The organism is Arthrobacter zhaoguopingii (assembly GCF_009828605.1).
GTDB classification, from domain to species: Bacteria; Actinomycetota; Actinomycetes; order Actinomycetales; family Micrococcaceae; genus Arthrobacter_D; species Arthrobacter_D zhaoguopingii.
On the sequence record NZ_WIAE01000007.1, the window covers coordinates 149028 to 173767 of the forward strand.

A 24740-nucleotide genomic window follows, 5' to 3' on the forward strand; every position below is an offset into this window, starting at 1 on the left:
TCCTGGCCCTCCGGTCTTTTGTCTGCTGCGCGTGTGCGCCCGGACGCCCCGGTTGAAGGTCCCGGGCGTGCCGGCTCAGTGCTGGGAGACTCCAAGCGGCGCACCGCGGGTCTCCCGGGCCAGGGTGACCCCGACGAAGGAGATGGCGCACAGGATCATGATGTAGATCGCCACGGCCCCCGACCACTGGTAGGTCTCCAGCAGCAGCTGCGCGACCATCGCCGCGAACGCCCCGCCCAGGATCGCGCCCAGCGCGTACCCGATGGAAATGCCGGAGTAGCGCACGTTCGCGGGGAACATCTCCGCGTACATCGCGGACATGGGCCCGTAGGACAGTCCCAGGCCGATGGTCAGGACGAACAGGCCCAGCCCATAGAGGAAAATGTTGGCGGTGTCGACGAGCATGAACATCGGCAGCATCCACACGAACACCAGCGCATAGCCGATCTGGAAGGTCCGCACGCGGCCGATCCGGTCGGAAAGCCAGCCGCCGACCATGGTGAAGATCAGCCAGCCGAAGGAGGCGAGCGTCGTGGCCAGCAGCACCGGCACCACTGGCATCTCCAGCGCCGTGGTGGCGTAGGAGATGAAGAACGCGATGACCAGGTAGCCCGCGGCATTGTTGCCGATGAAGATGACGGCGGCAAGGAGCACCTCGCGGGTGTTCTTCCGGAACAACTGGCGCAGCGGCGCCTTGCTCTCACCCTTGCGGGCCAGCATCTCCTTGAAGACGGGGCTTTCACTGACGGCACGCCGGATCAGGTAGCCGACGATGATCAGCACCACCGACAGCAGGAACGGCACCCGCCAGCCCCACTCGAGGAACTGGTCCTCGGGGATGGCGGTGCGCAGCAGCAGCAGGGTGCCTGTGGCCAGGATCATGCCGATCGGAACGCCGATTTGCGGGTAGGCACCGAACAGGCCCCGCTTGCCCACCGGGGCGTGTTCCACCGACATCAGCGCCGCACCGCCCCATTCACCACCGGCGGAGAACCCCTGGACGATGCGCAGGAGGATCAGCAGGATCGGCGCCCACACCCCGATGGAGGCATAGGTGGGGAGGATCCCGATCAGCGCGGTCGCCGCGCCCATCAGGATCAGGGTAAAGACCAGGACCGACTTACGGCCGATGCGGTCACCGAGGTGCCCGGCGACGATCGCTCCGAGGGGCCGGAAGAGGAAGCTGATGCCGATCAGGGAAAAGGCGAGGACCTGGGCCAGGCCCGGGTTGGACTCCCGAAGCGGAGTGAGGAACAGCGCGCCCAGGACCGTGGCGGTGAGCTGGGCGAAGATGAAAAAGTCGTACCACTCGATGGTTGTTCCAACGAGGGTCCCGGCCAGGACGCGGCGCTCCTCGCGTGAGGTGCGATGCTCCGTGGCGTTCGCAGCGGTGAAAGACGTCATTGTCACTCCAAGGGACGGGAAAACATTACCGACAGAACGTTCGGTTACGTGAGCTAAATCATACGCAGGACCTCCCCGGGATGGGGGAGGTCCTGCGGATCAATTTCCGCGCGTCAGGAGTCCGCTGTGGCCGGGGTGCCGGCGGAGGCGGGGGCTGGATCCCACAAGAGGCTGTCCGCGCGTCAGGAGCCAGTGGGACCGGAAGCGGCGGCGGTGGCCTCGACGGACCGGCGGTGCGCCCGGAGTCCGGCCGCACCGGCCAGGCCCAGCACCAGGAGCGCGGCGGCTGCCAGCACCGGCACCGCGAAGGCGGCATCGGTTCCCACCCTCTCCGCGAGGGACCCGGCGACGGCGGAGCCGAGGGCCGAGCCGGCGACAATGCCGCTGGCGAGCAGGGTCATGACCGTGCCGAGCAGGCGTCGGGGTGCCACCATCGACCCGATGCTGAAGATCGAGACCATGGTCGGCCCGACGGGGATGCCGAGGAGGAACAGCACGAGCACCATTGCCGGGATGCCCGAGGGCAGGAACAGCAGCGCCGCCAGGCCGACCATGCCGGCCGCCGAGGCGATCCACCGCCAGGAGTGCGCGAAGGTGGCGGGCCAGAACGCCACCGACAGGGCAGCGCCCGCCGAGCTCAGCCCCATCACCGCGTAGAGCAGCCCCGCGGCGGAGGCGGCGTCGAACTGCCCGGCGAAGGCGGTGAGCGTCGTCTGGGTCCCCCCGAAAAAAGTGCCCATCGCGACCATGCCCAGGACGGGAATGGAGATCAGCAGGCGAGACCGCCGGCCGGTCACGGCCGGCCCCGGCTCCTGGACGTCAGAGCGGCCGCGCGAGGATCCGACCAGGCGGCCGGTGGGGTGGACGGCGAACGCGCTCACCATGGCCAGGGTCAGCACCGCGGCAAGGGTCAGGGGGACCCAGGGGGCGGCGAGGCTTGCGAGGAGGCCGACCAGGGCGGGACCGAGGACGAACGTCAGCTCGTCGGCGGTGCTTTCGTAGGACATGGCCGTGTCGAGGTCGGAGGGCCTGCGCGTCATCGCCACCCACCGCACCCGCGCCAGCGGCCCGATCTGGGGAGAGGTGAAGCCGGTGAGGAAGGCGGCGGCCATGACGGGAACGGCGGCCGCGGCGGCGGTCCCGGTGAGGGCAAGGGCGAGCACCACCAGCGCCACGGTGGCGACGGTGTTCAGGGCCGCCGCCGGCAGCAGGACGACCCGCTGGCCGAAGCGGTCAGCGAGGAAGCCGAGGATCGGCGCGCCGAGGGCGGAGCCGATGCCGACGGCGCCGGCCGCGAATCCGCCCAGCGCGTAGGAGCCGCTGGCCGAGGTCACGATGGTGAGGGCGCCGACGGTCAGCATGGCGAGGGGCAGCCGTGCCAGGAACCCGACGGAGAGGAAGGAGGTGCCGGCCAACTGCGGGAGGCGGCCGAAGCGGCCGAACCGGCGGGGCCGCTCAGGGCCGGCGGGCGAACGTTCGGCAGCGGGGCTGAGGGAAGGAATTGCGTTCATTGTCATCCGGGTACTTCGAATCGCGCATCGTCCCTCCTCCCGATGCGCCCTACCCGGTAACTGAGTGAATTTACACCATCTGGAGCTGATCCACAAATTCCAGGCGGGAGCCCTCGCGGTCCTTGTGGACCTGGAGCTGGGCCGGGATGCGCAGTTTCAGTTCGGCGACATGGCTGACGAGGCCGACAACCCGGCCTCCACTGCGCAGGCCGTCGAGCGCATCCATCACCTGTTCCAGTGCCTGGTCATCGAGCGAGCCGAAGCCCTCATCGACGAAGAGCGTCTCGATGTCGATGCCGCCTGCCTCCTGCTGCACGACGTCGGCGAGGCCGAGTGCCATGGCCAGGGACGCCATGAATGATTCCCCACCGGAAAGCGTCGAGGTGTCCCTGCGGTTTCCGGTCCACCCGTCGATGACACTCAGCCCCAGCCCTGCCTTCTTGTTCCCGGTCAGCGCGTCGCTGTGCACGAGGGCGAAGCGCCCGTCCGTCATGGCCAGCAGCCGCTCGGTGGCGGCCTCGGCGACCTGCTCGAGGCGCGACGCGAGGACGTAGGTGCTCAGCGGCATCTTGTACCGGTTGTCGCCGCCGCCCCGGGCGGAGTCGGCCACCGAGCGCAGCAGCGCGTGCCGCTCCCGCAGCGGCGCAACGGCCGCTTCCTGTTCCACCAGGAGGGCGTTGTAGGCCTGAAGCTGGCTCAATGACTGGTCAAGCAGCCGCAGGGCCACCGCCTCATCGGCTGCCCTCTCCCCCAGCGCGGCGTAATCGCGGCCAGCGGCCTGGACCTCGTCCTCGGAGGGGACGGAGCGGCCCTCTGCTTCGTCCTGAAGGGCGGCGGTGATATCGGGGCTTTCCCCCTCGGCCTCGAGCCGGTGCCCTGCCGCCTCATGGGCGCGGATGCGGCGCAGGGTCTCCTGAAGCGCTTCTGCTTCGAGGAGGGCCTCCCGGACGGCAGCGGCCCCGTCGAAGTGGGAGCCCGCGAGGGCATCGGCAAGGGCGCTTACGGCCTTGTCCCTGCGCCCTGCGGCCCGGTCGAGGGCCTCGAGGGCCTCCCGGGCCGCGACGAGCACCGCACGGGCGGAGTCGACCGCCTCCGCGCGCTCGTGGAGGGTACCGAAACCGCGCCGGTGGTGTTCGAGGCGCGCGGCGAGCTCCGCGGCCTGGTCCTCAAGGCTCCGCAGCTGGGCGGCGGCCTCGGAAGCGGCCCGGCCCGCGTCCTCCAACTGCGCAAGGATCTGCTGTTCCCTGGCGACGAGCGCGTCGATCCGTGCCGCAGCGTCCTCAAGCTCCTGCTGGGCCCGACGCGCTTCGGTGAGCCTGGCCTGCGCCTGCTGGGTCGCCTCCCGGGCAACGGCCTCGTCCCGTCCGCCACCGAGGGCGGCGAGCCGGGCCGCTTCAAGCGCCGCTGCGTCCCGCAGTGCCCGCGCCTCGTTCAGGCGTGCCTCCGCCGCTGCGTGGGCCTCCCGGGCCGCCTGTTCGTCGGCGTGGGTGACCCTTTCGTCGTCGCCGGCCCGGGCCGGGTCCGGGTGCTCGAGGCTGCCGCAGACGGCACACTCCTTGCCGTCCTCAAGCTGGGCCGCGAGCTCGACGGCGGCCTGCTCAAGGCGCAGCTGCAGCCGGGTCAGCCACATCTCCTTGCGGCGGAGGTGCTCCTCGTGCGCTGCCGCGTAGTTCTTCTCGGCTACCGAGCGCCGCTGCTCCGCCTGCGCATGCTCGGCGATGGTGGCCTCAAGCGCCCGGGCGGCCTCAAGCGCCTCGGCGCACCGGGTCTCCTCCCCCGCGGTTTCCCTCAGCCCAACGGCCTCCTGCTCAAGCAGCGCCTTGTCCGCGCGCAGCTCGGCCAGCCGTTGCTCCAGCCCGATCGTCCGCTCGGCCAGTGAGGCGCGCTCCGCCGAGATGTCCCGGATACGTTCGTTGAGTCCCTGCAGCCTGTCCTCGTCGGGGAGCGCAGCCTGCAGCACTCCCAGATCCGAGGCCGCGGCACGGGCCGCGGCCTCGAGCCGGGCGGCAGTGGGCGCCAGGTCGAAGAGGGCGTCGGTACCGTCACCGGCACCCGTGAGGTAGGTGGCCGCGGTGCCGTCGGCCCGCAGCGTGTCGAGGGCTCTGTCGCAGCGCGTGCGGCAGTCTTTGTGTTCGAGGCCGGCGTCTTCGGCGGCGTCGAGGACCCCGGCCAGCAGGCGGGCATCCTGGTGCCGCTCCACGGCCGCGGCCAGCGCCGCCGCCTCTGCGGCACCGGCGTCATGTTCGGCCTGCGCGGTACGGTGCCGTTCGAGCGCGACCGCCCGCGCCCGAGCCGCGGCGAGCCCGGAGTAGCGCGCCTTGTCCTGTTCCAGCTGCCGTCCGGTCCGGTCCGCCGCCGCCGCCGCTTCGGCAGAACGGGCCGCGACGGCTTCGAGCAGCGTGTGCACGACCGCCTGGCCGCCCGGCGCCGGCTGACCCTCGGCCGGAACGTCGGCTTCGATGCCGTGCCGCGCCGCCTCGTCGAGCGCCCGTTGGATGGTCTGCCGCTGTCCGTCCTCCGCGGTGGCCAGGCGGGACGCCGCCTGGCCGGCCTGCTCGCTCAGCAGTTTTTCAATGTTCTCGAATCGATCCGTGGAGAACAGGCGCTGAAGCAGCTCCCGCCGGGAACCGGCATCGGCGCGCAGGAAGGCAGCGAACTCGCCCTGCGGCAGCATCACCACGCGGGTGAACTGTTCCTTGTCCATGCCCAGCACATTCAGCAGCTCCAGGCCGGCCTCGTCGTTGCGGGCGGACTTCTGAACCCAGGCGCCGTCGACGAATTCGGAAAGCAGGGTCCGGGCCTGCTCGGTCGTGGTTCCACCGCCGCGCTTCGAGGGCCGCTCCCACTGCGGGGACCGGGTGACCGAGAACCTGCGCGCGCCGACGGTGAACTCAAGCTCGACCTCCGGAGCGAGCCCGATGGGCGCATGGTCGCTGCGCAGGCGCTTGGCGCCCTGCCGGACTCCGGGCACCGATCCGTACAGCGCGTAGCAGATCGCGTCGAGGACACTCGACTTCCCCGCACCCGTCGGGCCGTTGAGCAGGAACAAGCCCTGGGCGCTCAGCGCGTCGAAATCCACGACCTGCCGCCCGGAGAAGGGACCGAAGGCCTCGATTTCAAGGCGGGAGATCCTCACGCTGCGTTTCCCCTGTTCATGTTCACTGGGCTGCTTCCGGGCCGGTCATCGTCTGCGTCTGGTGCTTTCCAGGTCTGGTCTCCCGCCACCGCCGCTCACCGCTCGGAGTTGAGGCTGAGGGCGGCGTCCACGGTCGCGGACAGGAGTTCCCGCTCTTGGGGTGAAGCCTCGCGCGAGCGCACGTGCTCGAGGAACCCGCAGCAGATTTCGGCGTCATTCGTCGCCGCGGCGATGCGCTGGCTGTAGGTGCGCAGGTCACCGGTGTGCCCGCCCTCAGGCTCGAAGGCGAGGACGAGGGTGTCCGGGAAGCGGGCGCGGAGCCGTTCCATGGCGCGCGGCGGGCGCTCGGCATCGGTGAGGGTGATCGAGCAGTACGCGTGTTCGGCGTCGGCGAGGGACTCATCGCTCAGGAGGTCCTCGATGCGGCCCCTGAGCACGGCGAGTTCCTTGGGTGCCGGCCACTGCACGGGCGTCACCGGGCCCAGTCCCGCGGCCGTGATCTCCACGAGCCAGGCACCCTTGGTCTGGCGGGCCTCGGAGAAGGAGTAGGCAAGCGGCGAACCGGAGTACCTCACCGTGGGCGAAAGCTTCTGTTGCCCGTGCAGGTGGCCCAGGGCCGTGTAGTCGAAGGCATCGAACAGGTCCAGCGGTACCGCGCCGAGCCCGCCCTGTGCCAGTTCCCGCTCGCTGTCCGAGCTGATGCCGCCGCTGGCGAACGTGTGGGCCATCACCACGGAGTGCACGGTGCCTGCGGACCTCCGGCGGCGCAGGTCCTCCTGGATCAGCCCCACGGCGGCCCGGGTCACGCTTGAGTGGGTCGGCTCGGCCGACAGGGCGCCGGCAACGACCCGGGGCTCCAGGTAGGGGATGCCGTAGACGGCGAGGTCGGCCCCGGGCCCGAGCGGAAAGGTGACCGGCCGCCCGATGTCCTCGGTCCGGGTCCGCAGGTGCACTCCTCCGCGTTCGAGGATGCGGCCGCCAAAGCCCAGCCGGGTCGCGGAGTCGTGGTTGCCGCTCGAGATGATGACCTCGGCGCCCGCCCCGCGCAGCCGGTCGAGCGCCTCGTCGAAGAGCGCGACGACATCCACCCCGGGCAGGGCCCGGTCATACACGTCCCCGGCGACGAGCACCACGTCCACCTGGGCGTCACGCACCGTCTTCTCGAGGTTGTCTAGAAACATCCGCTGGGCCGCGAGGGTTCCCGCTCCGTGGAAGGAACGGCCGAGGTGCCAATCCGAGGTGTGGAGTAACAGCATATTTTTACGCTACCGCCCGCGCCGGACATTCCTGCGGGCACCGCGCGGGCGCCGGCGAAATTCCACCCCCGAAGGAGTTTCCCGGCGCCCGCGGCCGGGGAGAGGAGGCGTTAGCCGCGGCCCGTCGTCCCGGGTCCCTTGTCGAAGAAGGAGCGCGCGTCGTCCGGGGAACCTGTAGAAGCCGCCGGGCCGGCCGTGGGCGCCGCCGGAGCTGCAGCGCCGGTTCCGACCGTATCCGTGCCGGTGGAGTCGGAGGGGGCAGCGGTGGTGGCTCCGGCGGGCGCAGCGGGCGCCGATACGGACTTCCGGCCGGCCGCGTCGAAGCTTCGGAAGGCCAGGCCGGCGATGATCGCTCCGACGAGCGGCGCCGCGAAGAACAGCCACAACTGGGCGGTCGCCCAGTCACCGGTGAACAGGGCCGAGGCGGTGGATCGTGCCGGGTTGAGCCCGCCGTTGGTGACCGGGAGCAGCAGGGTGAGCAGGGCGGCATAGGTCAGGCCGACCGCGAACGGTGCCGTGCTCCGGCCGGCGTGCCCGGCGGTGGCGCCGAGGAACACGGCGACCAGGAGGGCCGTGCAGACGGCTTCGGCCAGGAACACGCTGCTCAGCGGGAACTGCGCCGCCGAGTGCTCCTCGAAGCCGTTGGAGGCCGCCGCGAAGAGTCCGTTGACGTCGGTGAGCTGGGAGTTGGCGCTGAGCAGAAGCCACAGCAGGCCGGCGGCGGCAAGGCCGCCGACAAGCTGGGCCAGGATGTAGGGCAGCACTGAGCCCCACCCTGTGCGTCCGGCGACGGCCGAGCCGAGGGTGACGGCGGGGTTGAAGTGCCCACCGGAGATGTATCCGAAGGCGATCATGGCCGCGAGCAGCGCGAATCCGAAGGCCAGGGTCGGAGGCACGCCCGACTGGGTGTTGAGCATGGTGACGCCCAGTCCGGTGAGGACGACAGCAAACGAGCCGACTGCCTCGGCGGCAGTCCGGGCAGCCGGGCCGTAGGAGCGCATTGGCAGGGCTCCGGTCCGGTCCTGTCCGGCGTCCGTGGAGTGATGGATTCCGTGCGACATAAGGCAGTGCGTCCTTCGGTTGGGGCCATTGGCTGTGCCCGCCGCCCTCGCTCGCGCTCCCGGGCGGCGGGCACAGCCGTCCAGTCTCCCATCCTAGGCGGACCTAGACTTGAACGATGGCATACCACGCAACCTACCCCCAGCGGGTCTCCGGGAGTCTGCTCGGCGGCGCGCTCGGAGACGCCCTCGGCTACACGGTCGAACGCGACAGCCTTGAGGCGATCCGTACCCGGTTCGGCCCCGGCGGGGTGACCGCTCCGCCGGAGGACGGTTCGCCGTTCGTCTTCTCGGACGACACCCAGCTGACCCTGTACACGGTCGACGGACTGGTCGAGGCGCTTGAATGGGCAAATGACGGCGTGTCGGCCGATGAGATGGCCATTCTCTGGCTGGCCTACCTGCGCTGGCTTGCCACGCAGGGCGAAACCCCTCCGGATCCCGCGCCGGTTTCGCCGCCGCGGTGGATCGACGCCCAGGAGGTCCTGCACCACCGCAGGGACCCCGGCGAGGCCTGCCTCTCCGGGCTGCTCGCCGGGGTGATGGGAACCCGGAAGCGTCCGCTCAACCCTCAGGCCAAGGGGTCCGGGGCGCTGATGCGCTCCGCTCCGTTCGGCCTGGTGCCCCGGATTCCCGGAGAGATGGCGGACCGGTTGACCCTCGACGCCGCGGCCCTGACGCACGGCCATCCCGCCGCGCAGACTCCGGCCGCCGTCTTCAGCCACCTCATCCGGTCCCTGGCCCTCGATGAGCTGGGCCTTGAGGCCGCCGTGCAGTCCGCCGTCGCCCATGCCGGGATCCTCGGCGATACCGAGCTCGCCGGGAACCTCACGGCTGCGGCCGCCCTTGCCGCCGACGGTCCTGTCGCGCCCGAACGGCTGCCCGACGAGCTGGGCCGCGGATGGCTTGCCCCGGAGGCCCTCTCCCTCGCCGTCTATGCCGCGCTCGCCTCCGCCCGGCCGGACCCCGCGGAACACTTCACCGCCGGCGTCGTCCTGGCCGTGAACCACGACGGCGACAGCGACACGACCGGCTCGGTCACCGGGAACATCCTGGGGGCACTGTACGGGGAGGCCGCCCTGCCACGGCCGTGGCTCGACCGCCTGGACGGCACCGAGGTGATCCGGGCCGTGGGCTCCTCCCTCATCAAGGCGGCAACCGGCGAGTAGCCGGGCCCGGCCCGCTGTGGAACCTGCGGCGGGGCCTACTGGCTGCCGACGGGCCAGAGGCCGCCGATCATCTGCAGGAACTCGGCTTCCGAGAGCACCTCGATCTGCTGTCCACGCTCGTGCAGTTCAAGCACCCGGCGCGCCTTGCCCGTGACGCGGCCGTTGCGCAGGTCGGAGGCCACGAACCCGTCGCCGACCACCAGCACCGTGGTGCGCCGGGTGACCGCGCTGGCCGGCTGCGCCCCCACCCGTGCCGCCCGTTCCTTCGCCTGCGGGCGGGGCATGCCAAGGTCGCCGGTGAAGACGACGGTCTGCCCGTAGAGCGGGTGGTTCGCATCGGCGGCCGGGTTGGGCGGCGGGTTGTCGCCCTCCTCCGGCCATCCGGCCCACCCTGCCGCAGCGCCGCGCTCCAGCGCCGTCCGGGTGGCCTTTGAGAGTTCATCGATACCGGGCTCATAGGGCTCGGCGCGCGAAAGCGGGAGCCGCTGCACGGCCATGAGCTCCTCAACCGTCGACGCGCCGCTGCGCCGGGCGATGTCCACGAAGATGCCCGCGCAGGCCCGCGCGTCCTCCACGGCGTCATGGTGGTTCAACAGCGGAACCCCCGCCGCCTCGGCAACGAACGGAAGGGAATACGAGGCCAGGGAGTAGCTGCGGCGCGAGAGCATCACGGTGCACGCATAGTCCCAGCCGGGCCCTGAGAGCTCCGACACTTCGAGCGCCGAGCGGATCACCCCGAGGTCGAAGGCGGCGTTGTGAGCCACCAGGATGTCCCCGCCGATGAAGCCGCCGATCTCGGGGAACAGCTCTCCGAACCGGGGCGCGGTGGCCACCTGGTCGGCGGTGATGCCGTGGATGGCGGTATTGCGGGAATCGAAGTAGTCGTGGCCGGCGGGTGGACGCATCAGCCAGGAGGCCTCGTCCACGACGCGTCCGTCCCGGACCTTCGTGAGTCCCACTGCGCAGGGTGACCCCCGAAACCCGTTAGCTGTTTCAAAGTCAATCGCCGTGAACTCAATTCCCACTCTCCAAGGCTACCTGTGCCGGATGGCGAAACCGTTCATCCAACGTTCACCCCGGTGGCGTGCCGGGAACCGCCGGGTGGTCGTACGCTGAACCATGCCCGGTTTCCTCCCTCCCCCGCAGTGGTATCTCTTCGATTACGGAATGGTGATCTCCACCGAGCCCACGAGCGAGGACTGGGACCGGCTGGAGGAAGAGGCCGGCGTTCCGGGGCTGGGGGAGCGCTCGTCCGCCTACTGGCAGCACCGCGACGGCTACGACGCCGGAGACCTGAGCCCGGTGCTGTACTGGTCGCGGGTGACCGGACACGCAGTCAGCGACGCCCGCGCCTCATGGCTCGATGTCCTCGACGCCAACCAGTGGTCGCACTACAACCTTGAGACCCTCGACGTGCTCGATGAACTGTCCGGGTCCGGCGCACGCCTGGCGCTGCTTTCCAATATGCCTGCCCCCATGGTGGGGCACTTCGCCGGAGCCCCGTGGACTCGACACTTCGAAAAGCTGTTCTTCAGCTCGTCGCTGCGCCTGATCAAGCCGGACGACGCCATCTTCTCCCACGTCCTCGCCGAACTGGGCACCGAGCCCGGCCGCGTGCTGTTCATCGACGATTCGGCGGCGAACATTGCGGCCGCACGCGGCCTCGGGATCGACGCCCGCCTGCACCTGCGGGAGACCGATCTCTCGCGCGAGCTCAGGCGCCTGCCAGTATAGGCTGGACGGCCTCGACGCCTTCCACGGCAGCCGTCCACTCCGGGCGGCGGAAATCTTCACGTGCCAGCAGCAGCTGCTGCTGTTCGCGGACCTCGCCCGGGCGTGCCTCGGCGAGGGTGGTGCCGTTGGGCTGGTACCCAAGCGCCGCCGACACCCCGAGCGAGGCCGCGTTCCAGACGGCGGCGTCGGAGACGGCCGAGTGCGCCCCGAGGTGGTCGAAGGCGAAGGAGAGGACGGCGGAGCGCATCTCCTTGCCCAGGCCCCTGCCCTGCGCTTCCAGCGTCAGCCAGGAGCCGGTGCTGACCCGGCGCAGCAGCGCGAAGCTGCGCGCCGAGAGGTCCTGGACGCCGATGATGCGGCCTTCGTGCTGGACCGCGAAGCTGATGGTCCAGTCCTCAGGGCTCAAAGCAGCCCGGAGGCTCCACTGGTACTTGAGGCTTCCACGGATGAGGATGTCCCGGGGTGCATCGGTCCAGGGGACGCCAAAGGGCATGACCGAGCGGTCGTGGACGCCGGCGAGGATCGCGTCAACGAGGCCGGGCAGCTGGTCGTCGCGCACCGGGGTGAGGATGAGCCGGGGGGTGCGGATCGACAGCCCGAAGAGCGGCCAGAACTCAGCGAGGCGTGTGCCGGCGGTCCCCGTCACCGCACGATACCGGTCATCGCGCGTCCGGTGCCCGGCGGCGCTTGAGGATCCTGCTGATGATGAAGTAGGCGGCGCAGAGGGCCACCGCTGCGATTACGATCTTCTGGAAGGTGTCCGCGTACCGCTCCACGAGGTGCCAGCTCTCCCCCAGGTAGAAACCGGCGAGGACGAAGATAAGGTTCCAGATCAGGCTGCCTGCGGCGGTCAGGACCAGGAACTTCCCCTGCGGCATCTTTTCGATCCCGGCAGGAATGGAGATCAGGCTGCGGAAGAGCGGGATCATCCGGCCGAAGAAGACGGCGCGGTAGCCGTAGCGGGCGAACCAGGCCTCTACCCTGTCGATGTCCTCAAGGTCGACAAGGGGAATCCGGGCCACGATCGCGCGCATGCGCCGGCGGCCCAGCGCCGCGCCGAGCGCGTAGAGCGCGTATGCGCCCACCACCGAACCGAGGGTGGTCCAGAAGATCGCTTCGAACAGCGTGAAGTTGCCGCGGCTCGCCGTGAATCCGGCGAGGGGAAGAATGACCTCGCTCGGCAGCGGGGGGAAGAGGTTCTCCAGGGCGATCGCCAGGCCGGCGCCGGGAGCGCCGATCGTCTCCATCACGTTCACCGCCCACTCGGCAACCCCGCCCAGTGCGGATCCGTCGGACTCAGTGGTCAGGCCCTGCTGCAGAAAAATAGTCATCGCCACCAAGTCTGCCCTATGTCCGGCGCCTGCCGCCAAAAAACGGTCAGGACCGGAGACCATCCCGGCCGCCGTCGAGGGCACTGATCAGGTGCGGCAGCAGCGCCCTGAAGGCAAGGCCGCGGTGGCTGATGCGGTTTTTCTCCTCGGGGGTGAGTTCGGCGCAGGTCCGGTCGAGCCCTGCGGGGACGAGCACCGGGTCGTAGCCGAATCCGCCGGTGCCCCGCGGCCCGGTCAGCAGCGTGCCGCGCAGTTCGCCCAGTTCCACGTGCACGGCACCGCCGGGCACGGCGAGCGCTGCGGCGCAGTGGAAGGCCGCGCCGCGGTGCTCCGGGCCGATATCCGCCAGCTGGGCGAGCAGGAGGTCAAGGTTCGCGGCGTCGTCGCCGTGGCGGCCGGACCAGCGGGCCGAGAAAATCCCGGGGGCTCCGCCGAGGACGTCGACGGCGAGGCCGGAGTCGTCGGCCACGGCCACCAGCCCCGTGGCCGCCGCGGTCTGGCGCGCCTTGATCACGGCGTTCTCCTCGAAGGTGACTCCGCTTTCAACGACGTCGGCCGCGCCCGCGGTCTCGGCGTCAACGACCTGGGTGTCGACGTCGAGCCCGGGAACCTGTCCGCGCAGCAGCTCGCGGAGTTCGCGCAGCTTGCCCGGGTTGCGCGTGGCGAGTACCAGCCGGTGCACCTGCTCAGGCACCGGCTGCTTCCTTGAGGGTGTCGAGCTGGATCTGCGCGAGCTGGGCCGTGCCCAGCAGCGCCAGGTCGAGCAGCGCGTCGAGTTCGGCCCGGTCGAAGGGCGCACCCTCGGCGGTGCCCTGGACCTCGACGAACTTCCCCGAGCCGGTGACCACGACGTTCATGTCGGTCTCGGCGCGCACGTCCTCGACGTAGGGAAGGTCGAGCATGGGAACGCCGTCGATAATGCCGACGCTCACGGCGGCGACCGTGTCGACCAGCGGCTTGGCACCGGCCGGGATCAGCTTCTTGTCCTTGGCGTACCGGATGGCGTCGGCGAGCGCCACGTAGGCACCGGTGATCGCCGCGGTGCGGGTGCCGCCGTCGGCCTGGAGCACGTCGCAGTCAAGCACGATGGTGTTCTCCCCGAGCGCCTTGGTGTCGATGATCGAGCGCAGCGACCGGCCGATGAGGCGGGAGATCTCGTGGGTGCGCCCGCCGATCTTCCCCTTGACCGATTCGCGGTCGGAGCGGGTGTTGGTGGCCCGGGGCAGCATGGCGTACTCGGCCGTGACCCAGCCCTTCCCCTCCCCCTTGAGCCAGCGCGGGACTCCGCTGGTCAGCGAGGCCGTGCACAGTACGCGGGTGTTGCCGAACTCGATCAGCGCCGAGCCCTCGGCCTGGTTCGACCAGCCCCGGGTGATGCTGATGTTCCGCAGCTGGTCCGGGGTGCGGCCGTCGGCCCGCCGCACCGTCGGCGGGGCGGGAGTGGCGCCGTCGGCCGTGGCCGTGGCGGTGGTGGACGGGGCGGGGTGCGGATCGGCTGGGCTCATGGAGCCAGTCTAAACCGGCGGCGTGCCCGGCCCGGCGGCGCGGAGCGGGCGCGGGACGGCTGCAGGACGGGCCGGGGCGGGTAGGGGCGGGTAGGGGCGGGTAGGGACGGGCAGCCGCGGGGCTGCCGCCGGGGACCGCCGCGGTTGCCGGGATGGGCCGGCCGCCGGTCAGCCCGCTGCCGGTGGAACCGGTGAGGCGGTCACCACGACGTTCTTGCCCCAGGGGTCCTCGGTGTAGCAGCTGATGATGACGAGGCGGTTCGGGACGATGTTCCAGATGTCGCTGGTCTTCAGCGTGTCTTTGTCATGCGTGGTGATCGAGTCGACGGTGTAGCGCAGGGTGCCCGTCTTCGTCGTGACACTCACCTTGTCACCGACTTCCGTGTGGGTGCTGAACCGGTCGAAGGGCGCCTCCCTGCCCTCCCAGCTGTGCCCGGTGATGTAGGTCGTATTGACCGACCCGGCGCCCGGGGTGCCGTAGGAGGAAAGCCAGTAGCCCTCGTCGGTGAACGGCGGCACGATCGACTGGCTCGCCACTTCGGCGGCGGTGGGCTGCAGCGGGAGCACCGCGACGTCGATGCCGGCGGCCTCCACCTGAATGTGGGTGGGAGCTGCGGCGGCCGGCCCGGCGGGTGCCTTGGGGGGCGCCTTGGCGGGGGGCGTGACGGGGGCCGCGCTGGGAGAGGCAGGGGCACTGGTCGCCGAGGGGGCCGGAGTGGGCGTCGAGGTGGGGCGGTCATCACCGGCCGCCGACGATCCCTGCTGCAGCTGGGGAAGAAGCACCAGCAGGACCAGCACGAGCGCCGCGGCCGCGCCCAGGAGTGCAACGAGGGTCCGCCGGCGCCTGCCCTGCTGCGGATGCCCTGACGGGGTCGGTTCCGCGGGTGCCGGGGGCTCGTCGGGGTGCGCCGAGGGTGCCATGCTGCGCCTTTCAATCGGAGAGACCTACCTGTCCGCTCGGGACCGGTACTTCCGCATAGGGTACAGGCCCCGCGGCGGTTGTGGCGGAGGCCGGTGCCCAGGCAGGTCGAAACGGCAGCCGGTCAGACGGTGTAGGACACCCCGGCGACGGCGACGGCGAGCTGCCCGCTGTAGCGCGAGCGCGCCTCGCCGATCGAGACGTTGGCGTCGTTCCACACCGGCAGGTGGGTGAGCAGCAGCCGCTTGGCGGCGGCGGCCTCCGCCATCTCACCGGCTCGCAGGCCGGTCAGGTGCACCCCGCTGATGCCGTCGTCGCGCCCCTCCTGGAACGCCGCCTCGCACAGGAAGAGGTCGGCTTCGGCCGCCGCCTCGATCAGGCCCTCGCACGAGTCGGTGTCGCCGGAGTAGGTCAGCACGCGGGTTTCGGGCACCCCGTCCGCGTTCGGCTCGGTGACCTCGATGCGCAGGGCGTAGGCCTCCTCGGCCGGGTGCAGCACCGCGAAGGGGGTGATGCTGAAGGGCCCGAGCCGGACCGCGGTGCGGTCCTGCCAGGAGTGGAACTCGAAGTCCTCGTGCATGCCCGGGTTAAGGGCCAGCCCGTACGCGGTCGCCATGCGGTCGGCCGTCGCCGCCGGGCCCCAGACGGGGATCCGCTCCCGGCCCCAGCCGGCGGGATCCCAGTGGACGGCGACGTGGAGCCCGCACAGGTCCATGCAGTGGTCGGGGTGGAGGTGGCTCAGGAAGACCGCGTCGATCTGCCGCAGGTCCATATACCGCTGCAGGGCCCCGAGGGAGCCGTTGCCGAGGTCAAGCAGGATCCGCCAGGTCCGGCCTTCGGCCTCGGCGGTGATCAGGTAGCACGACGCGGGCGACTGCGGGCCGGGGAAGGAGCCGCTGCAGCCCACGATCGTCAGCTTCATCGCGGTCCACCGGAGGCCGTGATCATGTCCGGGGTGATCCTCGCCAGGCTTCCCGTCGGGTACTGCGCGGCGACGTGGTCGACGTGCTGGACGCTGAGCACCTCGGGGCCGAGGAAGCGCCGGGCGAGGACTTCGAAGCTCCCGGCATCACCGGTGGCCAGGAAGCGGTGGACGGCCGGACCGGTGCCGCTGCTGAGCAGGTCGTGGGAGACGAGGGCGCGGTAGACGTCCTTGGCGGTCTCCTCGGCGCTGGAGACCAGGCTGACGCTGTCCCCCATCACGTATGAGATGACACCGGTCAGCAGCGGGTAGTGGGTGCAGCCGAGCACCACGGTGTCCACGCCGGCACGCTTCAGCGGCTCAAGGTAGCGCTTCGCGGCCGAGAGCAGCCCGGGCCCGGCGGTGACCCCGGCCTCGACGTACTCGACGAACTCCGGGCACGCGGCCGAGGTGATCCGCAGGTGCGGGGCGGCGGCGAAGGTGTCCTCGTAGGCCCGCGAGCCGATGGTGGCAGAGGTTCCGATGACGCCGATGTCCCCGCTGCGGGTGGCCGCCACCGCGCGCCGGACCGCGGGCTGGATCACCTCGATCACGGGGATGCCGTACCGCGCCGTGTAGCGTTCCCGGGCGTCGCGGAGCACCGCGGCGGAGGCCGAGTTGCAGGCGATGACGAGCAGCTTCACGCCCGAGTCGACGAGCTCGTCCATGACGGCGAGCGCGTGGGCGCGCACCTCGGCGATCGGCAGGGGCCCGTACGGGCCGTTGGCCGTGTCGCCCACGTAGAGGATCGATTCATTGGGCAGCTGGTCGATGACGGCGCGGGCGACCGTCAGGCCGCCGACTCCGGAGTCGAAAATACCGATCGGCGCCCCGGTCTTGCTCAAGGGCGATGTTCCCGCAGGCTCTGAACTCATAATCTACTGAGAATAGGGTGTGTCGGGCCCGGACACTAACGGATTCCGCGTGGGATCCATCACATCCGCCCGGGAGCCCGCGCCTACCGGGCGGTGCGGGTGCTGCTGAGCAGTGCCTGCAGCAGGGACTCCTGGAGCCAGGTCAGGAAGTTGTACACCAGCGCCAGGTACGCCTCGACGTCCTCGGCGTCGGCGAAGTCGTCGATCCCGTGGAGGCGGGCGGCGTCCTCGTCGGTCTCGATCCCCAGCCGGTCCGCCAGCACCAGCCGGACGTCGTTGAAGGCCTGGGCCATCAGCCGCCCCTGCTCGGGATTCAGGGTCACCGGGTTGTTTTCGATCAGCAGGGCACTGCTGCGGAGCGCTCCGATCTTCTGCTCCCGCAGGGAGCGCTCGGTGAGCCGGCGGAACTCGAGCGCCTCGGCGTCGTCGTCCCGCACCGCGTCGGGCAGCAGCCGCTGCAGCGCCGAATCCTCGGGCCGTGCCGCCTCGGCGTCGACGCCCACCATCGCGGCCAGCGGATCGGTGCTGGGGGCGGTGTCCGGTTCGAGCATGGTGATGATGTCGCTGAACAGGGTGCCCAGCAGGCGCACCTCACCAGGCTCGAAATGCCCGGTGATCCCGCGGCGGGTTGACTTGAAGGGTTTCGCCATGGGGCCCTACTCGCTTCCGGCTTTTTCGAAGGTGGCCCACAGTCCGAAGGAGTGCATGGCGACGGTATCCCGCTCGGCCTTTTCCCTGCTGCCGGTGGCCACCGCCGACCTGCCCTGCTCGTGGACCTCGAGCATCAGCTTGCGCGCCTTGGATTCGCTGTAGCCGAAGTAGGTCTGGAAGACATAGCTGACATAAGTCATCAGGTTCACCGGGTCGTTCCACACCACAACGACCCAGGGCTGGTCAAGGCCGGCCTCGGAACGGGTCGAGGCCTCATCCCGCACACGGGTATCGGTCGCAGTGCCAAGTGTCATGTACCTCATTCTAAGATGCGCCGCGGACCCGGGCGGCCCCGGTACTCACAAAGCGAACGCACGGCTAATGTTTTGACTGTGACTTCTCCCAGCAGCGCTCCGGCGCCCCGGCAGCCCAACACCGCACTGTTCACCGACCAGTACGAGCTCACGATGCTGCAGGCGGCCCTGCACTCGGGTGCGGCCCACCGCCGCTCGGTCTTCGAGGCCTTCGCCCGCCGCCTGCCCGACGGCCGCCGGTACGGCGTCACCGCTGGCACCGGCCGCCTCCTCGAAGCGCTCGCCGCGTTCCGGTTCGGGGATGACCAGCTGGGGTTCCTCTCCGACAATTCAATCGTCGACGACAAGACCCTGGACTGGCTCGCCGGCTTCTCCTTCACCGGCGACATCTTCGGCTACGCCGAGGGTGAGGCGTACTTCCCCAACTCGCCCATCCTGATCGTCGAGTCGACCTTCGCGGAGGCGTGCATCCTTGAGACCCTCGTGCTCTCGGTGCTCAACCACGACAGCGCCATCGCCTCTGCGGCCTCCCGCATGACCAGCGCCGCCGCGGGCAGGCCGTGCATCGAGATGGGCTCCCGGCGCACCCACGAGGAGTCGGCTGTGGCCGCCTCCCGGGCGGCGATCATCGGCGGATTCGCCAGCACCTCCAACCTTGAGGCCGGGCGGCGCTACGGGGTGCCGACCGTGGGCACCGCCGCCCACTCCTTCACGCTGCTCCACGACACCGAACGCCAGGCCTTCGAGGCGCAGGTCCAGGCCCTCGGCCGGGGCACCTCCCTCCTCGTCGACACCTACGACGTCGAGCAGGGGGTGCGCACCGCCGTCGAGGTGGCCGGCCCTGAACTGGGCGCGGTGCGGCTGGACTCGGGGGACCTGGTGACCCAGGCCCGCTGGGTGCGCGAACTGCTCGACGATCTGGGCAACACCAACACCCGGATCGTGGTGACCTCCGACCTCGACGAGTTCGCCATCGGCCTGCTGGCCTCGGCCCCCGTTGACGCCTACGGCGTCGGCACCTCGCTGGTGACCGGCTCGGGCGCCCCGACCGCCGGAATGGTCTACAAGCTCGTCAGCCGCGAGGACAACAACGGCACCTTCGTCTCCGTGGCCAAGGCCGCCAAGAACAAGGCCTCCGTGGGCGGCCGGAAGTACGCCCTTCGCCGGCTCGACGAGAACGGGACGGCCACCGCCGAAGTGGTGGGCATCTCCGCGTCGCCCTCCGACGACGGCAACGACCGGCCCCTGCTGCAGCAGCTGGTCAAGGGCGGCGAGGTCCTTCCGGGCTGGACCGGGCCCGAGGGCGTCCAGCGGGCGGCACTGCGCCACTCCGAGTCCGTCGCCGAGCTCCCGGAGTCGGTGCACCGGCTCCAGCGCGGCGAGCCTGCCATCCCCACCGAGTACGAGGAGACCCTTCCATGACGCGTGCACTGATCATCATCGACGTCCAGAACGACTTCTGCGAGGGAGGATCCCTCGCGGTGCAGGGCGGCGCCGAGGTGGCGGCCGCCATCAGCGACCACGCCGACGCCCGCGCCGCCGACTACGACTACGTCGTCGCGACCCAGGACTGGCACATCGATCCGGGCCCCCATTTCTCCGAGACCCCCGACTTCATCGACTCCTGGCCCGTCCACTGCGTGGCCGACACCCGCGGGGCGGACTTCCATCCCGACCTCGACACCGAGAACATCGACGCGGTGTTCCGCAAGGGCCAGTTCGAGGCAGCCTACTCGGGCTTCGAGGGGGTCCTGGCCCCCGAGGACGAGGTTCCCACCGGGGAGCGCAAGCTCGGGGCGGCCCTGACCGAACCCGACGAGACACCGCTGAGCCTCGACGACTGGCTGCGCGACCGGGACGTCGACGAGGTGGTGGTTGCCGGTCTCGCCGCCGACTACTGCGTACGCGCCACCGCCCTCGACGCCGTGGCCGCCGGCTACTCGGTGTCGGTGCTGACGGGCCTGACGCGGGCCGTCCACGCCGAAAAGCTGAACGACACCTTCGACGAACTCGAAGCGGCAGGGGCCGAGGTCCAGCACTGAGCACCGTGCTTCGGCACCCGTGACCGCGCTCCGGCACCCCCTTGACCGGGGGTCCGGAGCACGCCGGCGGAACTATTTCCGCCCGATGAACCAGTCCTGGAGCTTCTTCAGCCGGCGCTGCAGCTGCTCCTCGTTGGCCTGGGCCACCGCCGGGCCGCCGCAGGCCTTGCGCAGCTCGGTGTGCACCACGCCGTGGGGGGTGCCGGTCCGCGCCGACCAGGCCGAGACGTTCTTGGCGAGCTGCCCGCGCAGTTCCGTAAGCTGCCGGTGGTCGGGCACCGCGGGGTCGGCCGGTGCGGGCTCGGGGACGCGTCCGCGCCGCCGCGACTGCTGCTCCTGCTGCCGCTGGCGGAGCAGCTGCCCCACCTGGTCGGCGTCAAGGAGCCCCGGGATGCCCAGGAAGTCGAACTCCTCCTCGCTGCCCATCTCACCGCCGGTGCCGAACTCGCCGCCGTCGAAGAGCACCCGGTCGAAAGAGGCCTGGGACTCGAGGGCTTCGAACTTCTGCTTGGTGAGCGAATCGGAGGCCTTCTCCTCGCGGTTCGCCGCCTCCATCAGGCCCTCCTCGAGGGCGAAGCCGTCCTCCTCCCCCGTCGTGGGGCGGTCCAGGGCATGGTCGCGCTCGGCCTCGAGCTGGTTGGCCAGGGCCATCAGGTTCGGAACCGAGGGCAGGAAGATCGACGCGGTTTCGCCGCGGCGCCGCGCACGCACGTACCGGCCGACGGCCTGGGCGAAGAAGAGCGGCGTCGCGGTGGAGGTGGCGTACACCCCGACCGCCAGGCGCGGCACGTCGACGCCCTCGGAGACCATGCGCACGGCGACCATCCAGCGCGTGGTGTCGGCGGAGAATTCCTCGATCTTCGAGGAGGCCTTGACATCGTCGGAGAGGATGACCGTCGGGGATTCCCCGGTGATCTTCTTCAGCCGGCCGGCGTAGGCGCGCGCGTCGTCGTGGTCGGTGGCGATGACGAGGCCGCCGGCGTCGGGCACGGTCCGCCGCACCTCGGTGAGACGCTTGTCGGCCGCCGCCAGCACCGCGGGAATCCACTCCCCCGCCGGGTTCAACGCGGTGCGCCAGGCCTGGGCGGTGATGTCCTTGGTGACCGCCGCCTCGCCGAGGGACGCCGCCATCTCGTCGCCGGTGCTGGTGCGCCAGCGCATCTGGCCCGAGTAGGCCATGAAGATCACCGGGCGCACCACGTGGTCGCGCAGCGCCTGGCCGTACCCGTAGGTGTAGTCGGAGCGCGAGCGGCGGATGCCGTCGCCGTCCTCGACGTACTCGACGAACGGAATGGCCGCGGTGTCGGAGCGGAAGGGCGTTCCGGTCAGGGCGAGCCGGCGGGTGGCCGGCTCGAAGGCCTCACGGATCCCGTCGCCCCAGGACAGGGCGTCGCCGCCGTGGTGGATCTCGTCGAGGATCACCAGGGTCTTCGCGGCTTCGGTCTTGGCCCGGTGCAGCATGGGCTTGCTGGCCACCTGGGCGTAGGTGACGGCGACGCCGATGAAGCCGTTGCCGTGGCGGCCGTCGGCGTTCTTGAAGTTCGGGTCGATGGCCAGGCCCACCCGCGCGGCGGCGTCGGCCCACTGGCGCTTGAGGTGGTCGGTCGGCGCCACCACGGTGACCCGGTTCACGATGCCCCGCTCGACGAGCTCGGTGGCGACCCGCAGGGCGAACGTCGTCTTTCCCGCCCCGGGGGTGGCCACGGCGAGGAAATCCTGCGGCGAATTGGCGAAGTACTTCTCCAGGGCCTCGCTCTGCCACTGCCGGAGCTTGGGTGCCGTGCCCCACGCCGCTCGCTCCGGGTAGGCGGGCGGCAGGGCTGGGCCGGCCCCGAACAGGGTGTCACTACTCACGCCGGGACAGTACCTTCCATTGACTTCTTGGTGTCCTTCGTGGGGCTGGCCTTGGGTGCCTGTGCCCCTCTCAGACCGGAAACTATACCTGCTGCCGCGAACAGGCACAGAGCCAGCCAGATCGCAACAAACACCTCGACGCGCCCCGGCGCCGCGGGATCGCGCAGCAGGGCGAAGAGGGTGCCGGCCCCGGCCGTGCCGGCCACCCCGCCGAGCTGGTCGGCGATCTGCAGCGACGCCGAATTGCGCCCCTGTTCGGCCTTCGGTGAGAGCGACAGGACGAGGACCGAGGTGCTCGAGAGGGTCATCCCCATGGCCATTCCGGCGAAGGCCCAGATGAGGATCAGGACCGGAAGGGGCGCCTGGGCCCCCGAGGCAAGGGCGAAGCCGCCCAGGGTGAGCGAGAGCAGGGTCGAGCCGGCCACCAGCAGCCACTGGCGGCGGAAGCGCACGCGGGTCTGCAGGAAGGCCCCGGCGCTCCAGCCGAGGGCCCCGGCGCTCAGGGCCAGCCCGGCGGTGGGCGCATCGACGCCGCGGGCGCTGACGAGCATCAGGGGGATGAACGCCTCGGCGCCGAAGAAGGCGACGTTCACCAGGCCGCGGGTGCCGATGATGCTCGGCAGGCCCCGGCCGAAACGCAGGGTGCCGCGCGGCAGCAGCCCCGGGAGGGTGATGAACACCGCCGCCAGTCCGACGGCGGCGAGGGCCACAAGCAGGCCCGTCGCGGCGGCACTGTTGCCGTCGACCGCCAGCCGGATAACGGCCCACTGCACGGCGAACACTCCGCCCGACAGCCCGAGGCCCCGCAAGGCGCGGCGCCAGCCGGCGCCGCCGGTTCCGCCGGGGGCGGGGTCCGCCGGCGGGCCCAGGGAGCGGATCCGGGGAGCTACGACAAGGCCGGCCGCCGCGACCAGCGGGGCCACTCCGAGGAACACCCACCGCCAGTGCAGTTCCTCCGCCACCACCCCCGCCACGAGGGGCCCCACCAGCGAGGGCACCACCCAGGCGGCCGAGAGCCAGCCGAAGACCACGGGCTGCGCCCCGGCAGGGAAGGCCCGGCCGATCACCACGTACACGGCGACGATCAGGAAGCCGCCGCCGAGCCCGGAGACCGCCCGTCCTGCCGTCACCACCCAGAACTCCGGCGCGGCTCCGGACAGGAGCAGGCCGGCGATCATCAGGGCCATGCCGACCCTCAATGCGGGGCGCGGCCCCTTCCGGTCCGTCCAGGACCCCGCGAGGACCGTGCCCAGCAGGGAGGCGGTGAGGTACATCGAGAAGGCCAGGCCGTAGCTGGCCTCCCCGTCGAGCTCGTCCGCCACCGCGGGCATGGCGGTGGCGACGGCCATGGCCTCGAAGGCGGCACAGGTGATGATTGCGATCAGCCCGAACGTCAGCGGGCGCAGGCGTGCCGCCATCGCGGATTCGGGCGCGGGGGTATCCGTCATGGCACCTTACGCATCGTTGCTTCCCTCCCGCGCGGCGCAGGAGGCGGTGGGGCCGGACACCGGCCCGGAGGCCTACTTCGGCGTGTCGTCCTTGCCGGGGCGCAGGCCGTTGTAGATTTCCTTGCACTCGGGGCAGACCGGGAACTTCTCCGGGTCGCGGCCCGGCGTCCAGACCTTGCCGCACAGGGCGATGACGGGCTCTCCGGTGAGTGCCGACTCCATAATCTTTTCCTTGCGCACGTAATGCGCGAAGCGCTCACTGTCGCCCGGCTCCACCTCCTGGCGCTGTTCCTCCCGCTCGAGGGTGGCGGTCGAGCCGGCGCCGGGGCTGTCCAGGGGGTCGTTGGCAAAGGGGTCTGCGGGCATCGTCATGGAACCAGTCTACCGCCGGCCCCCTGCCGGCTACCTGGTCCGGCCGAAGGATCCGGCCCGCTGGTACTGCGGCACCGGGGCGAGCTCGCGCTTCAGGACGTGCGCGGCCCGGAGCCACCAGTGGGGGTCGCGCAACGCGGCCCGGGCGATCAGGACGACGTCGGCCTTCCCCTCGCGGATGATGCCTTCCGCCTGCTCCGGGTCGTCGATCAGGCCGACGGCGCCGGTGGGAAGCCCGGCCGCCCGCACCGTCTCGGCGAACTCCACCTGGTAGCCCGGACCGACGGGGATCCGCACATGCGCCACCGCTCCGCCGGAGGAGACATCGACGAAGTCGACCCCGTGCTCGGCGGCCTTCGCAGCGAGCCGCGCCGATGCGGCACCGTCGAGGCCCCCCTCGACCCAGTCGGAAGCGGAGATGCGCAGGAGCAGCGGCATCTCGGCCGGGATGTTCCCGCGGACCTCGTCGATGACCTCCAGCGTGAGGCGGAACCGTGCCTCCTCGGAGCCTCCCCATCCATCGGTGCGGGTGTTGACCAGCGGGGTCAGGAACTGGTGCAGCAGGTAGCCGTGGGCGCCGTGGATTTCGACGGTGTCGAAGCCGGCCTCCACGGCACGGCGGGCACCCTCGCCGAAGTCGCGGATCACCGCGAGGATGTCCTCCTCGGTCATCGCCCGCGGGGCGGCATAGCCGTCGAAGGCCTCGCCGGTGGGGCCGAGTGTTTCCCAGCCGCCCTCGGCCTCGGGCACCGACCCGTGAAGCCTGCTGAAGGGCCAGTAGGTCGAGGCCTTCCGCCCGGCATGGGCGAGCTGGATCCCGGTGAGCGTGCCGGGCGTCCCCTGGGTGTGGATGAAGTCGGTGATGCGGCGCCAGGCGGCGACCTGCTCGGCGTTGTAGATACCGGCATCGCGCGGGCTGATCCGTCCCTCGGGGCTGACCGCGGCGGCCTCCGTGATGATCATCGCCGCACCGCCGGTCGCAAACTGGCCGAGGTGCACCAGGTGCCAGTCCGTCGGGACCCCGGGGGCGCCGACCGGATCGCAGGAGTACTGGCACATCGCGGCCACCCACCCCCGGTGGGGCACCGTCAGCGAACGCAGGGTGATCGGGTCGAACAGGCCGGGGGTGGTGCCGGGGGTGGTAGTGCCGGAGGTCATGGAGTCCTAACGAAAGTGGTGTTGCGGAACGGCCGGCGAGGC

Annotated in this window: 23 protein-coding genes; 4 read left to right on the forward strand and 19 right to left on the reverse strand. The window is 70.8% G+C overall.

Going from position 1 to position 24740, the window contains the following annotated elements:
• Positions 1-75 precede the first annotated feature (75 nt).
• From GVV77_RS11470 to GVV77_RS11490, 5 genes are all read right to left on the reverse strand, one after another.
• Positions 76-1404 (reverse strand): MFS transporter, encoded by a 1329-nt coding sequence (locus GVV77_RS11470; protein WP_159618450.1) that lies wholly within the window; start codon positions 1402-1404, stop codon positions 76-78.
• A gap of 182 nt (positions 1405-1586) precedes the next feature.
• A complete protein-coding gene (locus GVV77_RS11475) occupies positions 1587-2915 on the reverse strand; it encodes an MFS transporter (protein ID WP_425483360.1) in 1329 nt (442 codons plus the stop codon).
• 70 nt (positions 2916-2985) lie between these two features.
• Positions 2986-6051: an AAA family ATPase gene (locus GVV77_RS11480; RefSeq protein WP_159618454.1), complete on the reverse strand. Its 3066-nt coding sequence runs from the start codon at positions 6049-6051 to the stop codon at positions 2986-2988.
• Between the two features lie 95 nt (positions 6052-6146).
• The gene (locus GVV77_RS11485; protein WP_159618456.1) at positions 6147-7307 is read right to left on the reverse strand and encodes an exonuclease SbcCD subunit D; all 1161 of its coding nucleotides are present in this window, start codon (positions 7305-7307) and stop codon (positions 6147-6149) included.
• 110 nt (positions 7308-7417) lie between these two features.
• Positions 7418-8368, reverse strand: coding sequence for an aquaporin (locus GVV77_RS11490; RefSeq protein WP_159618458.1), 951 nt, complete (start codon positions 8366-8368; stop codon positions 7418-7420).
• Between the two features lie 116 nt (positions 8369-8484).
• Here GVV77_RS11490 and GVV77_RS11495 point away from each other — a divergent pair, with 116 nt between their 5' ends.
• Complete coding sequence (locus GVV77_RS11495) at positions 8485-9534, forward strand: ADP-ribosylglycohydrolase family protein (RefSeq protein ID WP_159618460.1); 1050 nt, start codon at positions 8485-8487, stop codon at positions 9532-9534.
• Positions 9535-9569: 35 nt separating this feature from the next.
• Here GVV77_RS11495 and GVV77_RS11500 read toward each other — a convergent pair whose 3' ends face one another.
• A complete protein-coding gene (locus tag GVV77_RS11500; RefSeq protein ID WP_159618461.1) occupies positions 9570-10559 on the reverse strand; it encodes a 3'-5' exonuclease in 990 nt (329 codons plus the stop codon).
• Between the two features lie 94 nt (positions 10560-10653).
• On the opposite strand from GVV77_RS11500, the gene GVV77_RS11505 reads away from it, so the two are divergent.
• Positions 10654-11268, forward strand: a complete 615-nt coding sequence (locus tag GVV77_RS11505; RefSeq protein ID WP_159618463.1) for an HAD family hydrolase — start codon at positions 10654-10656, stop codon at positions 11266-11268.
• Here GVV77_RS11505 and GVV77_RS11510 read toward each other — a convergent pair.
• The 9 genes from GVV77_RS11510 to clpS form a co-directional block, all read right to left on the reverse strand.
• Complete coding sequence (locus GVV77_RS11510) at positions 11249-11914, reverse strand: GNAT family N-acetyltransferase (protein WP_159618465.1); 666 nt, start codon at positions 11912-11914, stop codon at positions 11249-11251. The two genes, GVV77_RS11505 and GVV77_RS11510, sit on opposite strands and share 20 nt — an antisense overlap.
• 13 nt (positions 11915-11927) lie before the next feature.
• Positions 11928-12599 (reverse strand): DedA family protein, encoded by a 672-nt coding sequence (locus GVV77_RS11515; protein ID WP_159618467.1) that lies wholly within the window; start codon positions 12597-12599, stop codon positions 11928-11930.
• Positions 12600-12645: 46 nt separating this feature from the next.
• Complete coding sequence (rdgB, locus tag GVV77_RS11520; RefSeq protein WP_159618469.1) at positions 12646-13293, reverse strand: RdgB/HAM1 family non-canonical purine NTP pyrophosphatase; 648 nt, start codon at positions 13291-13293, stop codon at positions 12646-12648.
• Positions 13286-14104, reverse strand: a complete 819-nt coding sequence (rph, locus tag GVV77_RS11525; protein WP_246199772.1) for a ribonuclease PH — start codon at positions 14102-14104, stop codon at positions 13286-13288. The genes rdgB and rph overlap by 8 nt, the downstream gene beginning before the upstream one ends.
• A 168-nt stretch (positions 14105-14272) precedes the next feature.
• Positions 14273-15025: a class F sortase gene (locus GVV77_RS11530; protein WP_159618471.1), complete on the reverse strand. Its 753-nt coding sequence runs from the start codon at positions 15023-15025 to the stop codon at positions 14273-14275.
• 122 nt (positions 15026-15147) lie between these two features.
• Positions 15148-15945: an MBL fold metallo-hydrolase gene (locus GVV77_RS11535; RefSeq protein ID WP_159618473.1), complete on the reverse strand. Its 798-nt coding sequence runs from the start codon at positions 15943-15945 to the stop codon at positions 15148-15150.
• Entirely contained in the window at positions 15942-16859 is a 918-nt protein-coding gene (gene murI, locus GVV77_RS11540; RefSeq protein ID WP_159618475.1) for a glutamate racemase, read from the reverse strand. The genes GVV77_RS11535 and murI overlap by 4 nt, the downstream gene beginning before the upstream one ends.
• A gap of 83 nt (positions 16860-16942) precedes the next feature.
• Positions 16943-17509, reverse strand: coding sequence for a DUF2017 domain-containing protein (locus GVV77_RS11545; RefSeq protein ID WP_159618477.1), 567 nt, complete (start codon positions 17507-17509; stop codon positions 16943-16945).
• A gap of 6 nt (positions 17510-17515) precedes the next feature.
• The gene (gene clpS, locus GVV77_RS11550; RefSeq protein WP_120165220.1) at positions 17516-17824 is read right to left on the reverse strand and encodes an ATP-dependent Clp protease adapter ClpS; all 309 of its coding nucleotides are present in this window, start codon (positions 17822-17824) and stop codon (positions 17516-17518) included.
• Between the two features lie 78 nt (positions 17825-17902).
• Here clpS and GVV77_RS11555 point away from each other — a divergent pair, with 78 nt between their 5' ends.
• Positions 17903-19246 (forward strand): nicotinate phosphoribosyltransferase, encoded by a 1344-nt coding sequence (locus GVV77_RS11555; protein WP_425483359.1) that lies wholly within the window; start codon positions 17903-17905, stop codon positions 19244-19246.
• The gene (locus GVV77_RS11560) at positions 19243-19866 is read left to right on the forward strand and encodes an isochorismatase family protein (RefSeq protein WP_159618479.1); all 624 of its coding nucleotides are present in this window, start codon (positions 19243-19245) and stop codon (positions 19864-19866) included. The genes GVV77_RS11555 and GVV77_RS11560 overlap by 4 nt, the downstream gene beginning before the upstream one ends.
• A gap of 72 nt (positions 19867-19938) precedes the next feature.
• Here GVV77_RS11560 and GVV77_RS11565 read toward each other — a convergent pair whose 3' ends face one another.
• From GVV77_RS11565 to GVV77_RS11580, 4 genes are all read right to left on the reverse strand, one after another.
• Positions 19939-21720: a DEAD/DEAH box helicase gene (locus GVV77_RS11565; protein ID WP_159618480.1), complete on the reverse strand. Its 1782-nt coding sequence runs from the start codon at positions 21718-21720 to the stop codon at positions 19939-19941.
• On the reverse strand, positions 21717-23168 hold the full coding sequence (locus GVV77_RS11570; protein WP_159618481.1) for an MFS transporter: 1452 nt from the start codon (positions 23166-23168) through the stop codon (positions 21717-21719). Before GVV77_RS11570 ends, GVV77_RS11565 begins: the two co-directional genes overlap by 4 nt.
• 72 nt (positions 23169-23240) lie before the next feature.
• Positions 23241-23540: a DUF3039 domain-containing protein gene (locus tag GVV77_RS11575; RefSeq protein WP_120165215.1), complete on the reverse strand. Its 300-nt coding sequence runs from the start codon at positions 23538-23540 to the stop codon at positions 23241-23243.
• 30 nt (positions 23541-23570) lie between these two features.
• Positions 23571-24698, reverse strand: a complete 1128-nt coding sequence (locus tag GVV77_RS11580; RefSeq protein WP_159618482.1) for an NADH:flavin oxidoreductase/NADH oxidase — start codon at positions 24696-24698, stop codon at positions 23571-23573.
• Between the last annotated feature and the right edge of the window lie 42 nt (positions 24699-24740).

Excerpts from the sequence above, each read along its gene's own strand:
- GVV77_RS11580 (WP_159618482.1), bottom strand. The coding sequence starts at position 24,698 with ATGACCTCCGGCACTACCACCCCCGGCACCACCCCCGGCCTGTTCGAC.
- GVV77_RS11515 (WP_159618467.1), bottom strand. The coding sequence starts at position 12,599 with ATGACTATTTTTCTGCAGCAGGGCCTGACCACTGAGTCCGACGGATCC.
- GVV77_RS11485 (WP_159618456.1), bottom strand. The coding sequence starts at position 7,307 with ATGCTGTTACTCCACACCTCGGATTGGCACCTCGGCCGTTCCTTCCAC.
- murI (WP_159618475.1), bottom strand. The coding sequence starts at position 16,859 with ATGAGTTCAGAGCCTGCGGGAACATCGCCCTTGAGCAAGACCGGGGCG.
- GVV77_RS11535 (WP_159618473.1), bottom strand. The coding sequence starts at position 15,945 with ATGAAGCTGACGATCGTGGGCTGCAGCGGCTCCTTCCCCGGCCCGCAG.
- GVV77_RS11545 (WP_159618477.1), bottom strand. The coding sequence starts at position 17,509 with ATGGCGAAACCCTTCAAGTCAACCCGCCGCGGGATCACCGGGCATTTC.
- GVV77_RS11470 (WP_159618450.1), bottom strand. The coding sequence starts at position 1,404 with ATGACGTCTTTCACCGCTGCGAACGCCACGGAGCATCGCACCTCACGC.
- GVV77_RS11570 (WP_159618481.1), bottom strand. The coding sequence starts at position 23,168 with ATGACGGATACCCCCGCGCCCGAATCCGCGATGGCGGCACGCCTGCGC.
- GVV77_RS11505 (WP_159618463.1), top strand. The coding sequence starts at position 10,654 with ATGCCCGGTTTCCTCCCTCCCCCGCAGTGGTATCTCTTCGATTACGGA.
- GVV77_RS11490 (WP_159618458.1), bottom strand. The coding sequence starts at position 8,368 with ATGTCGCACGGAATCCATCACTCCACGGACGCCGGACAGGACCGGACC.
- GVV77_RS11560 (WP_159618479.1), top strand. The coding sequence starts at position 19,243 with ATGACGCGTGCACTGATCATCATCGACGTCCAGAACGACTTCTGCGAG.
- GVV77_RS11575 (WP_120165215.1), bottom strand. The coding sequence starts at position 23,540 with ATGACGATGCCCGCAGACCCCTTTGCCAACGACCCCCTGGACAGCCCC.
- clpS (WP_120165220.1), bottom strand. The coding sequence starts at position 17,824 with ATGACACTTGGCACTGCGACCGATACCCGTGTGCGGGATGAGGCCTCG.
- GVV77_RS11530 (WP_159618471.1), bottom strand. The coding sequence starts at position 15,025 with ATGGCACCCTCGGCGCACCCCGACGAGCCCCCGGCACCCGCGGAACCG.
- GVV77_RS11495 (WP_159618460.1), top strand. The coding sequence starts at position 8,485 with ATGGCATACCACGCAACCTACCCCCAGCGGGTCTCCGGGAGTCTGCTC.
- GVV77_RS11475 (WP_425483360.1), bottom strand. The coding sequence starts at position 2,915 with ATGAACGCAATTCCTTCCCTCAGCCCCGCTGCCGAACGTTCGCCCGCC.
- rph (WP_246199772.1), bottom strand. The coding sequence starts at position 14,104 with ATGAGCCCAGCCGATCCGCACCCCGCCCCGTCCACCACCGCCACGGCC.